This is a genomic window from Candidatus Marivariicella sp., from assembly GCF_983056325.1.
The window spans coordinates 92,307-103,446 of the sequence record NZ_CEZOWA010000001.1; the positions used below are offsets into that span (position 1 = coordinate 92,307).

Genomic DNA, 11,140 nt, shown 5'->3' on the forward strand with positions numbered 1-11,140 from the left:
AAAAAAAAATGAGTTTAAGTAATTTACAGCCTGCAAGTGGTTCAACCCACAAGAATAGCAAAAGACTCGGAAGAGGTCAAGGTTCGGGAAAAGGTGGGACCGCCGCAAGAGGTCATAAAGGTGCCAAATCACGTTCTGGATATTCAAAGAAACTAGGATTTGAAGGTGGTCAGATGCCATTACAAAGACGAGTCCCAAAATTTGGATTTAAGAATATAAATCGTAAAGAATATACCGGTATTAATATTGATACCATTCAAGAACTAATCGATTTAAAAAAAATAAAAGGAGACCTTACTATCGATCATATTGTTTCCATGCGTTTAGCGAAAAAAAATGATCTCATAAAGATATTAGGAAGAGGAGAAATTAAATCTTCAATAAAGGTTTCAGCTCATAAATTCACTGCTACTGCAAAAGCAGCGATTGAAAAGGTAGGTGGTGAAATTATAAGTATTGAATAGTATGAAAAAGTTTTTAGAAACCATAATAAATATATATAACATAGATGAGCTTCGAAAGCGTATCGGAGTCACCTTGTTTTTATTATTGGTCTATCGTTTGGGTGCTCAAATCGTTATTCCCGGAATAGACTCGGTTCAGCTTGCATCCTTAGCTCAAAAATCAGATGCTGGTGGGCTTTTGGGAATTTTAAATGCGTTTACTGGAGGAGCTTTTGCTAATGCTTCTGTATTTGCATTAGGTATTATGCCCTATATTTCGGCTTCAATTGTTGTACAGTTAATGGGTATTGCAATTCCCTACCTTCAAAAGCTTCAAAAAGAAGGCGAAAGTGGTCGTAAAACAATTAATCAAATTACAAGGTGGTTGACAATTGCTATTTGTGTTGTTCAAGCGCCAGCATACTTATTTGGTTTAAGTGCTTTAGGTGTTCCTGATAGTGCTTTTATCCTAGGGAGAGGTCCGTTATTTATTTTCACATCAGTAACAATTCTTGTTACTGGAACTATTTTTGCAATGTGGCTGGGTGAAAAAATAACTGATAAAGGAATTGGTAATGGGATCTCATTATTAATAATGGTTGGAATTATTGCAAATCTTCCACTTTCTTTTACTCAAGAATTTATCTCAAGAGTCAGTGAAAATAATGGAGGTCTCATGCTTGTTCTAATTGAGCTTGTTTTATGGATAGTAATTATTTTATTTTCAATACTTTTAGTAATGGCTGTTCGTCAAATACCAGTTCAGTATGCTAGAAGAACTACTAGTGGGACGTCCCAACAAAATATAGCTGGTTCAAGACAATACATACCTCTCAAGCTAAATGCCTCTGGTGTAATGCCAATTATTTTTGCTCAAGCCCTTATGTTTGCTCCAGTCTATTTAGGAAGCTTTTTAGGTGATTCGGATATAGGACTTTGGATGCAGGCTGAATTTTCAGATATTTTTGGTTTATGGTATAATATTTTATTTGGTTTGTTGATAGTAATATTTACTTTCTTCTATACTGCAATAACTGTTCCTACTAATAAAATGTCTGATGATTTAAAAAGAAGTGGTGGTTTTGTCCCCGGTATCAAGCCCGGAATTGAAACATCAAATTATTTAGACACAGTTATGTCTCATATAACTTTCCCGGGTTCTCTATTTCTAGCAGCAATTGCAGTTTTTCCTGCCGTTGTTGTAAAGTTAATAGGAATGCAGCAAGGATGGGCGTTGTTTTATGGAGGGACATCACTGTTAATTATGGTTGGTGTTGCGATAGATACGATTCAACAGATCAATTCGTATTTATTAAATCGTCATTATGATGGACTAATGAAAACAGGGAAAAACCGTAGAACAATAACTCCAACAATATAATTATGGCTAAGCAGGCATCAATAGAACAGGAGGGTAATATTATAGAAGCATTGTCAAATGCAATGTTTAGGGTTGAATTAGAGAACGGTCATGTTGTCACTGCCCATATTTCAGGTAAAATGAGATTACATTATATTAAGCTTTTACCCGGTGATAAAGTAAAATTAGAAATGAGTCCATATGACTTATCAAAAGCAAGAATTACGTATAGATTTTAATAAATAGTTATTTTATGAAAACAAGAGCGTCTATTAAGAAAAGAAGTGCCGATTGCAAAATTGTAAGAAGAAAAGGTACTTTATATGTTATTAACAAAAAGAATCCTCGATTCAAACAAAGACAAGGATAAATTATGGCAAGAATTTCAGGAGTTGATATTCCAAAACAAAAAAGAGGAGTTATATCACTTACTTATATATATGGTGTTGGACGCAGTAGAGCTGCTAAAATATTATTACAGGCAAAAGTAAGTCAGGATACAAAAGTTCAGGACTGGACAGATGAAGAAACAGGGCGTATACGTGATTCTGTTTCAAGTTTTAAGATCGAAGGTGAATTAAGATCAGAGACTCAGCTTAATATCAAAAGATTAATGGATATAGGTTGTTACAGGGGTATTCGTCATCGATCTGGTCTTCCTTTAAGAGGTCAAAGGACCAAAAATAATTCTCGAACAAGAAAAGGTAAAAGAAAGACTGTTGCAAATAAAAAGAAAGTAACTAAATAATATTTAACAATGGCAAAAACAACAAGTAAAAAGAGAAAAGTCATTGTAGAGGCTACGGGTGAAGCTCATATAAATGCCTCTTTCAATAACATAATTATATCTCTCACAAATCTAAAAGGCGAAGTTATTTCATGGTCATCAGCTGGTAAAATGGGCTTTAGAGGATCAAAAAAAAACACCCCCTACGCAGCTCAAACAGCTGCAGAAGATTGTGCTAAAGTAGCCCAAGAAGCTGGTTTAAGAAAAATTAAAGTATACGTTAAGGGTCCAGGTAATGGAAGAGAATCTGCTATTCGAACCCTTCACAATAACGGTATTGAAGTAACAGAAATTGTTGATGTTACTCCATTACCTCATAACGGATGTCGTCCACCTAAAAGAAGGCGCGTCTAATATATTAATCGTGTTTGTAATGTTATCGAAGGATAAGACCTTAATTCATAACTTACAAATGCTTAAATACTAAGAAATGGCAAGATATACTGGTCCAAAAACTAAAATAGCTAGAAAATTCGGTGAGGCTATTTTTGGTGAAGATAAATCTTTTGAAAAAAGAAATTATCCACCAGGTCAACATGGTAATAACCGTAGACGTGGTAAAAAGTCTGAATACGCTGTCCAATTAATGGAGAAACAAAAAGCAAAGTACTCCTACGGGATTTTAGAGAGACAATTTAAAAATTTATTTGAAAAAGCTAATAGATCTAAGGGTGTAACTGGTGAAGTTTTACTTCAGTTGTGTGAATCTCGTTTGGATAACACTGTTTTTCGTTTAGGTTTATCTCCTTCTCGAAGTGGTGCACGCCAACTCGTATCACATAGACATATCACCGTTAATGATAATATTGTAAATATACCGTCTTATCAGCTCAAACCTGGCGATGTTATAGGAGTAAGAGAAAAATCAAAATCATTACAGATCATAATTAATTCTTTAGATAATAACTCAAGTGTATATGAATGGTTGACTTGGAACAGAGATACCCTTCAGGGTACATTTGTAACAATTCCTCAGCGTCTTCAAATACCTGAAAATATAAAAGAACAATTGATAGTAGAACTATATTCAAAATAAAAAAATAAGTAATAACTATGGCTATATTAAATTTTCAAAAACCCGATAAAGTTGTCATGATAAATTCTTCAGATTTTGAAGGTAAATTTGAGTTTCGTCCACTTGAACCAGGTTATGGTTTAACAGTAGGAAACGCACTTAGAAGAGTACTTCTATCATCTCTTGAAGGATTTGCAATTACCTCGGTAAAAATTGAGGGTGTTGATCATGAATTTTCAACAATTCAAGGAATTGTTGAAGACGTTACAGATATCATTTTAAATCTAAAACAAGTTCGATTTAAACGTCAGATTGATGATGTTGATGACGAAAAAGTTACTATTAATATTGCAGGTCAGGACCAATTAAAAGCTGCTGATTTTCAAAAATTTATTTCAGGTTTTCAAGTTTTAAATCCCGAACATGTTATTTGTAATCTTGAAAAAGGTGTTCAACTAAACATGGAATTATCTATTGAGAAAGGACGTGGATACGTTCCTGCAGAAGAAAATAAGAATTCATCTGCGGACTTAGGGGTAATTGCTATCGATTCAATTTACACTCCAGTTAAAAATGTTAAATACACTATTGAGAATTTTAGAGTAGAACAAAAAACTGATTATGAAAAATTAGTATTTGAAATTATTACTGATGGTTCTATAAATCCAAAAGATGCACTTACTGAGGCTGCAAAAACTTTAATTCATCACTTTTTGTTATTTTCAGATGAAAGAATTACACTTGAAGCCGATGAAATCGCTCAAACTGAAACTTATGATGAAGAATCCCTTCATATGCGTCAGCTTTTGAAAACTAAACTTATTGATATGGATTTATCTGTTAGAGCACTTAACTGCCTAAAGGCTGCTGAGGTTGATACTCTTGGCGATTTAGTATCTTTCAATAAAAATGATTTAATGAAGTTTCGAAATTTTGGTAAAAAATCTCTGACTGAATTAGAGGAACTAGTAATTTTAAAAGGTCTTTCTTTTGGTATGGATCTTTCAAAGTATAAATTAGATAAGGATTAATCTACATTTTTTATATAAAACATTATGAGACACGGAAAAAAAGTAATGCATTTAGGCCGAAAAAAAGCCCATCGTAAGTCCATGCTTTCAAATATGGCTTGTTCTCTCATAGAGCACAAATCAATAAACACAACAGTCACAAAGGCTAAAGCTCTAAAGATTTTTATTGAACCAATTATTACTAAAGCAAAAGATGATACAACCCATAATCGAAGACTTGCTTTTAGCGAATTGAGAAGTAAGGATTCTGTCACAGAGTTATTCGGAGTTGTATCTGATAAAGTAGGGGATCGCCCAGGTGGTTATACTAGGGTAATTAGGATGGGAAATCGTTTAGGTGATAATGCTGACATGGCTCTTATAGAGTTTGTTGACTTTAATGATATATACTCAAGTAATTCTGAAGTTAAGAAAAAGACAACAAGAAGAAGAAAGTCTAAGAAATCGACTGAATCATCTTCTGTTAATATCGATTCTAATAAAAATGATTCATCTACTAAAGAAGGTAATTAAATTAACCTTTTCTAGTGTTACAATTGAAAAGGATAATCATTTTAGATTATCCTTTTTTTTTTTTATTTTGTTAAATAAAATATATGAAATACAAAGCCTTAAAGAAAGCAGTTGTTGTCCTAGCTGATGGTACTAAATTTTTTGGAAAATCTATAGGGTTAGACGGAACAGGTTTCGGTGAGATTTGTTTTAATACAGGTATGACTGGTTATCAGGAAATATTTACAGACCCTTCCTACTTCGGACAAATAATTGTTGCAACAAATGCTCATACTGGAAATTATGGAGTTTTAAATAATGATGCACAATCTGATAATATTAAAATTTCAGGACTAATCTGTAAAAATTTTAGTTTTACCCAAACTAGACCTTCTGCCGAATCAGATCTGCTCACTTATTTTAAGGATAACAAAATTGTTGGTATTTGTGACGTTGATACCCGAGCTTTGGTTAGTTATATAAGAGATAATGGTGCTATGAACTCATTAATAACCACAAAGTTAGATAGTATAGATGATCTAATAATCGAATTGCAAAATCTTCCTAATATGGATGGTTTGGAATTGGCATCTAAAGTTTCAACCAAAAAACCTTATTTTGTTGGAAATCCAGATGCGAAATTTAAAGTTTCAGCACTAGACTTAGGCGTTAAAAAAAACATATTAAACCACTTAATTAAAAGAGATGTTTATGTAAAGGTTTTTCCGTTCAACTCGTCTTTTGAAATTCTTTCTGAATGGAACCCTGATGGATATTTTATTTCAAATGGACCAGGAGATCCTAAACCATTAATACAGGCTCAAAATCTTGCAAAAGAGATTATTAAAAACAACTTTCCTCTCTTTGGAATTTGTTTAGGCCACCAGATTATTGCTTTAGCAAATGGAGTTCCTACCTATAAAATGTTTAATGGCCACAGAGGTATAAATCACCCTGTTATTAATCACGAAACAGGAAAAGGTGAGATAACATCTCAAAATCACGGTTTTGCTATAAAAAGAGCAGCAGCAGAATCAAATAAGAACATCATTATAACGCACTCGCATCTGAACGATCAAACTGTTGCTGGTATAAGGATTAAATCTAAAAATTGTTTTTCGGTTCAGTATCATCCAGAAGCTGCTCCAGGCCCAAACGATTCAAATTATTTGTTTGATGATTTCATCAAACTAATAAAAAATTTTAAATCATAATTATGAGTAAAATTGATAAAGTTATTGCAAGACAAATTTTTGATTCTAGAGGTAATCCTACAGTTGAGGTCGATGTAATTACGCAAAATGGAAGTATAGGAAGAGCGTCTGTTCCTTCAGGTGCTTCAACTGGTGAGCATGAGGCTGTTGAATTACGAGATGGTGGATCGGATTATATGGGTAAAGGTGTTAAAAAAGCAGTTGATATTATTAATCAAACTATCTCATCAAAAATTATCGGATTATCTGTTTATGGTCAGGAGGAAATTGATCAACTTATGATAGATCTTGATGGAACTGAAAACAAATCAAACCTAGGAGCAAATTCAATTCTAGGAGTTTCTTTAGCAGTTGCTAAAGCTGCAGCTAAAGAATCTGGATTTTCCTTGTATAGATATATTGGAGGAGAAAACGCTAAAACTTTACCTGTTCCTATGATGAATATTATAAATGGTGGTTCACATTCTGATGCTCCCATTGCTTTTCAGGAGTTTATGATTATACCAATTGGAGCAAAAAACTTTTCTCATGCTTTACAAATTGGAACTGAAATATTTCACAATTTAAAAAAAGTACTAAAATCAAGAAACCTTAGTACTGCAGTTGGTGATGAGGGAGGTTTTGCTCCCAAACTTCAAGGGACTGAGGATGCGCTTGATACTATAATTTCAGCTATAAATAAGTCGGGTTATAATCCAGGCCTAGATGTAAAAATTGCTTTGGATTGTGCTTCTTCAGAGTTTTATGAAGATGGCAAATATAATTATCAAATCTTTGAAGGTAAAGATGCTAAAATTAGAAACTCAGCAGAGCAAGCTGAATATTTATCGGAATTAGCTCACAAATATCCTATAATTTCTATCGAAGATGGAATGGATGAAAATGATTGGGATGGTTGGAAATATTTAACAGAAATGATTGGAAATAATATTCAAATAGTGGGTGATGATTTATTTGTTACTAATGTTAAAAGATTAAAAAGGGGAATTGATGGGTATTATGCCAATTCTATACTGATAAAAGTAAATCAAATTGGAACCCTAACCGAAACAATAGCTGCTGTTAATATGGCTCACGATTCTGGACTAACATCAGTAATGTCCCATCGATCAGGGGAAACAGAGGATAATACTATTGCAGATCTTGCAGTAGCTTTGTCTACTGGTCAAATTAAGACTGGATCAGCATCAAGAAGCGATAGAATGTCAAAATATAATCAACTTCTTAGAATAGAGGAGGAATTAGGAAAAAAAGCATATTATCCAGGTTCTAAAGCTTTTAAAATAGATATTTAGGACTGGTTTTTAAATTTAAAGTACTATAAATAATGGAAAAAAATATAAGATTTAATTACAAAAATAAAGACTATGAATTTCCTCTTGTAAAAGGTTCAGAAGGAGAAATAGGAATTGATATAAAAAAATTACGACAAGAAACAGGACTTATAACTTTAGATCCTGGTTATAAAAACACAGGATCTTGTCTTAGTGAGATAACTTATCTGGATGGAGAAAATGGAATTTTAAGATATAGAGGTTATGATATAGAGGAACTAGCAAATAATTCGAGTTTTATTGAAGTTTCCTATTTGTTAATTTTTGGAGAAATGCCATCATCAATTGAAATCAAAAAATTTGAAAAGGACATAAAAAAAGAATGCTTAGTTCATGAAGATATTACTAGTATTTTAAAGAGTTTTCCTCACGGTGCTCATCCTATGGGAGTCCTAGCCTCATTAACTTCAGCACTTATTTCATTTAACCCTGGATCTGTTGATGTTAATTCTGAAGAAAAAATGTATCAAGCCATTGTCCAGCTAATTGCCAAATTTTCAGTAATTACTGCATGGGTACATAGAAAAGTTAAAGGTTTACCTTTAAATTATTCGGATAATTCTCTTCCTTATGTTGAAAATCTAGCTCAGATGATGTTTAGCAAGCCAAACGAGCAATATCAAAATAATCCAGTAATATCATCCGCACTTAATAAACTTTTAATCTTACACGCAGATCATGAACAAAACTGTTCTACATCTACTGTGAGGATAGTTGGCTCATCTGAAGCTGGACTATTCGCATCTATTTCCGCTGGTATCTCTGCTTTGTGGGGTAGACTTCATGGAGGAGCAAATCAAGCAGTTATTGAAATGTTAGAGCTGATAAAAAGAGATGGAGGAGACACAAGTAAATTTATGATAAAGGCCAAAGATAAAAATCATCCATTTCGTCTAATGGGTTTTGGTCATAGGGTTTATAAAAACTTTGATCCGCGAGCAAAAATTATTAAAAAAACTGCTGATGATGTTTTAAAGGATCTTGGTATAGTAGATCCTATTCTTGATATTGCCAAAAAACTAGAACATGAAGCTTTAAACGATAAATATTTCGTTGATAGAAAATTATATCCTAATGTTGATTTTTATTCAGGAATCATCTATAGAGCTCTAGATATACCAACTGAAATGTTTACTGTGATGTTTGCGCTTGGAAGATTGCCTGGGTGGATCGCGCAATGGAAAGAAATGAGGCTAAACAAGGAACCTATTGGTCGTCCCCGTCAAATTTACAATGGAAGTATTTCAAGAAAAATTACATCTAAGGATTAGGTCTTTCTGAAATAAGCTTTATTTTATCGTTTATAATTTTTTTTAAAAAAAGATGTATTTCTTTTTTAGAGGCATCAATTTTAATAAACGTACTGTCAATGTATAATGAGTATTGCTTTGATTTACCTTTATAAATATTCAATTTATAGTAAGGAATGACCAAGCCAAAAGTTTCCAATAAACTTCTAAACCTGATTATTATTCCATACGGTCGCATCTCAATATTACAATAATTTAAATTTTGATCTAAGACTAATAAATTGTGAATATCTATTGATGTTTCCTCAATTAATAACCTTGGAGAACCTACGCCCTTTTTCATAAACCTTTCTGTTAATGAAAAAGGAGGCCCCACAGCCGAGTCAACCTTATTTTTTATTTTAAGGTCTTTGTATGATAAATTAACTAACATCGTAAATAAAGATAGTACTTTATTGGCATGCGTGCGATCAATAAAATGAGTTTAATTATATTTACTCATATTTTAGATATGGAAAAAAAAATAGGCCAAATCGTTGAAAAATTTATAAATACAACTTATGATATTTCTGTCAAGAGTTTTGAATTTCAGGCTACAAAAAAAGATTTCGAAGGAGACATTACTTTGGTGCTTTTCCCTTTATTAAATCGACTGAAAACAAATCCAAATCAATTAGGGGAATCTATTGGCTCCGAGCTTAAATCAAAATTAAATATTGTCAAAGATTTTAATATTGTTAGTGGTTTTTTAAATCTATCTCTACATTCGTCATATTACACCACTTTTTTATATAAAGAAAAAAATAATTTAAAATTTGGTCATATCGAGTCAACAAATGATTCTGAATTAATAATGATTGAATACTCTTCCCCTAATACAAACAAACCACTTCACCTAGGGCATATTAGGAATAATTTACTTGGATATTCTGTTTCTCAAATTCTTAAAGCAAATGGTAAAAAAATTCTAAAAACTCAAATAATAAATGATAGAGGTATTCATATTTGTAAATCAATGATTGCATGGAAGCTTTTTGGCGAAAATAAAACACCATCTGATAAAAAAATGAAGGGTGATCATTTTGTTGGTAAATTTTATATTCTTTATAATAAGGAGTATAATGATCAAGTTAAATCATTAATTAATGAGGGTAAAACACAAGCATATGCTAAAGAAAATGCACCAATTTTCTTACAATCTCAAGAATTTTTAAGAAAATGGGAAGCTGACGATAAGGATGTTAAAGAGCTTTGGAGTAGAATGAATAAATGGGTTTACGATGGTTTTGAAACAACATACAAAAAACTAGGGGTCAATTTTGATTTCAATTATTTTGAGAGTGATACTTATCTTCTAGGAAAAAAAATAATTAATGAAGGAATTTCAAAAGGAGTCTTTTACCCAAAAAAAGATGGATCTATATGGGTAGACTTAAAGTCTGATGGATTAGATGAGAAATTACTCTTAAGATCAGATGGAACTTCAGTTTACATGACTCAAGATTTAGGTACCGCTTTTCAGCGTCTTTTGGACTACCCTAAAATCAGTGGAGTTGTATATACTGTTGGGAATGAACAGGATTATCACTTTAAAGTACTTTTTTTAATTTTAAAAAAACTTGGTTATAATTGGTCAAATAATCTCTTTCATTTAAGTTATGGAATGGTTGATCTTCCAACTGGAAAAATGAAAAGTAGAGAAGGGACTGTTGTTGATGCTGATGATTTGATCAATACTATGTATAATTCTGCGAAGAAAATATCAGAAGAACATGGAAAAATTGAGGGAATTGAAAATCCTAAAAAGCTTTTTAGTCAGATAGGTTTGGGAGCTTTAAAGTACTTTATTCTTAAAGTAGATCCAAAAAAAAGAATTTTATTTGATCCAAAGGCATCATTCGATTTTAATGGAAATACTGGTCCATTTATCCAATATGCTTATGCCAGAATTCAGTCAATTTTGCGAAGTTCAGGTAAATTTAATTGGAATAAGGATGTTGAAATGGAAATTAACTTTAGAGAGAAGAATATATTAAAACAATTAATAATATATCCAGATGTCGTTAAGCAAGCAGGACTTACTTATAGTCCATCATTAATTGCTAATTATGTTTAAATACTTATCATTTCTTCTCTTCCTTTTTCCTGTCAGCAACATTGACATACCCTGGCGTAGCATCAAAATCAATATCGAAATCTTTTTCAAGATCTAAC

Annotated in this window: 13 protein-coding genes and 1 pseudogene; 13 read left to right on the forward strand and 1 reads right to left on the reverse strand. The window is 32.2% G+C overall.

Annotated features, from left to right (window positions below; genetic code table 11):
- Positions 1 to 8: 8 nt before the first annotated feature.
- The 12 genes from rplO to AC3ATN_RS00550 all read left to right on the forward strand — a co-directional run bounded on the left by rplO (position 9) and on the right by AC3ATN_RS00550 (position 8,947).
- Positions 9 to 464 carry a 50S ribosomal protein L15 gene (gene rplO / locus AC3ATN_RS00495; protein ID WP_487531231.1) on the forward strand — a complete coding sequence of 152 codons (456 nt, stop codon included), beginning with the start codon at positions 9 to 11 and terminating at the stop codon, positions 462 to 464.
- Position 465: 1 nt separating this feature from the next.
- Positions 466 to 1,824 (forward strand): preprotein translocase subunit SecY, encoded by a 1,359-nt coding sequence (secY, locus tag AC3ATN_RS00500; RefSeq protein ID WP_487531232.1) that lies wholly within the window; start codon positions 466 to 468, stop codon positions 1,822 to 1,824.
- 2 nt (positions 1,825 to 1,826) lie between these two features.
- Complete coding sequence (infA, locus tag AC3ATN_RS00505; RefSeq protein ID WP_487531233.1) at positions 1,827 to 2,042, forward strand: translation initiation factor IF-1; 216 nt, start codon at positions 1,827 to 1,829, stop codon at positions 2,040 to 2,042.
- Between the two features lie 14 nt (positions 2,043 to 2,056).
- The gene (gene ykgO / locus AC3ATN_RS00510; protein ID WP_487531234.1) at positions 2,057 to 2,173 is read left to right on the forward strand and encodes a type B 50S ribosomal protein L36; all 117 of its coding nucleotides are present in this window, start codon (positions 2,057 to 2,059) and stop codon (positions 2,171 to 2,173) included.
- Between the two features lie 3 nt (positions 2,174 to 2,176).
- Positions 2,177 to 2,551, forward strand: coding sequence for a 30S ribosomal protein S13 (gene rpsM, locus AC3ATN_RS00515; RefSeq protein ID WP_487531235.1), 375 nt, complete (start codon positions 2,177 to 2,179; stop codon positions 2,549 to 2,551).
- Between the two features lie 9 nt (positions 2,552 to 2,560).
- A complete protein-coding gene (gene rpsK / locus AC3ATN_RS00520) occupies positions 2,561 to 2,944 on the forward strand; it encodes a 30S ribosomal protein S11 (protein WP_487531236.1) in 384 nt (127 codons plus the stop codon).
- A gap of 76 nt (positions 2,945 to 3,020) precedes the next feature.
- Positions 3,021 to 3,626, forward strand: a complete 606-nt coding sequence (gene rpsD, locus AC3ATN_RS00525) for a 30S ribosomal protein S4 (RefSeq protein ID WP_487531237.1) — start codon at positions 3,021 to 3,023, stop codon at positions 3,624 to 3,626.
- 17 nt (positions 3,627 to 3,643) lie between these two features.
- A complete protein-coding gene (locus AC3ATN_RS00530) occupies positions 3,644 to 4,636 on the forward strand; it encodes a DNA-directed RNA polymerase subunit alpha (protein ID WP_487531238.1) in 993 nt (330 codons plus the stop codon).
- A 24-nt stretch (positions 4,637 to 4,660) separates the two neighbouring features.
- The gene (gene rplQ / locus AC3ATN_RS00535; RefSeq protein WP_487531239.1) at positions 4,661 to 5,149 is read left to right on the forward strand and encodes a 50S ribosomal protein L17; all 489 of its coding nucleotides are present in this window, start codon (positions 4,661 to 4,663) and stop codon (positions 5,147 to 5,149) included.
- An 83-nt stretch (positions 5,150 to 5,232) separates the two neighbouring features.
- Positions 5,233 to 6,342, forward strand: a complete 1,110-nt coding sequence (gene carA / locus AC3ATN_RS00540; RefSeq protein WP_487531240.1) for a glutamine-hydrolyzing carbamoyl-phosphate synthase small subunit — start codon at positions 5,233 to 5,235, stop codon at positions 6,340 to 6,342.
- 2 nt (positions 6,343 to 6,344) lie between these two features.
- Positions 6,345 to 7,637, forward strand: a complete 1,293-nt coding sequence (gene eno / locus AC3ATN_RS00545; protein ID WP_487531242.1) for a phosphopyruvate hydratase — start codon at positions 6,345 to 6,347, stop codon at positions 7,635 to 7,637.
- Positions 7,638 to 7,669: 32 nt separating this feature from the next.
- Positions 7,670 to 8,947 carry a citrate synthase gene (locus tag AC3ATN_RS00550; protein ID WP_487531243.1) on the forward strand — a complete coding sequence of 426 codons (1,278 nt, stop codon included), beginning with the start codon at positions 7,670 to 7,672 and terminating at the stop codon, positions 8,945 to 8,947.
- Here AC3ATN_RS00550 and AC3ATN_RS00555 read toward each other — a convergent pair.
- Positions 8,937 to 9,359, reverse strand: coding sequence for a hypothetical protein (locus AC3ATN_RS00555; RefSeq protein WP_487531245.1), 423 nt, complete (start codon positions 9,357 to 9,359; stop codon positions 8,937 to 8,939). The two genes, AC3ATN_RS00550 and AC3ATN_RS00555, sit on opposite strands and share 11 nt — an antisense overlap.
- Positions 9,360 to 9,404: 45 nt before the next feature.
- Between AC3ATN_RS00555 and argS the strand changes: the two are divergent.
- Positions 9,405 to 11,065, forward strand: a pseudogene (gene argS / locus AC3ATN_RS00560) (arginine--tRNA ligase); the annotation flags it as partial.
- Positions 11,066 to 11,140: the final 75 nt, after the last annotated feature.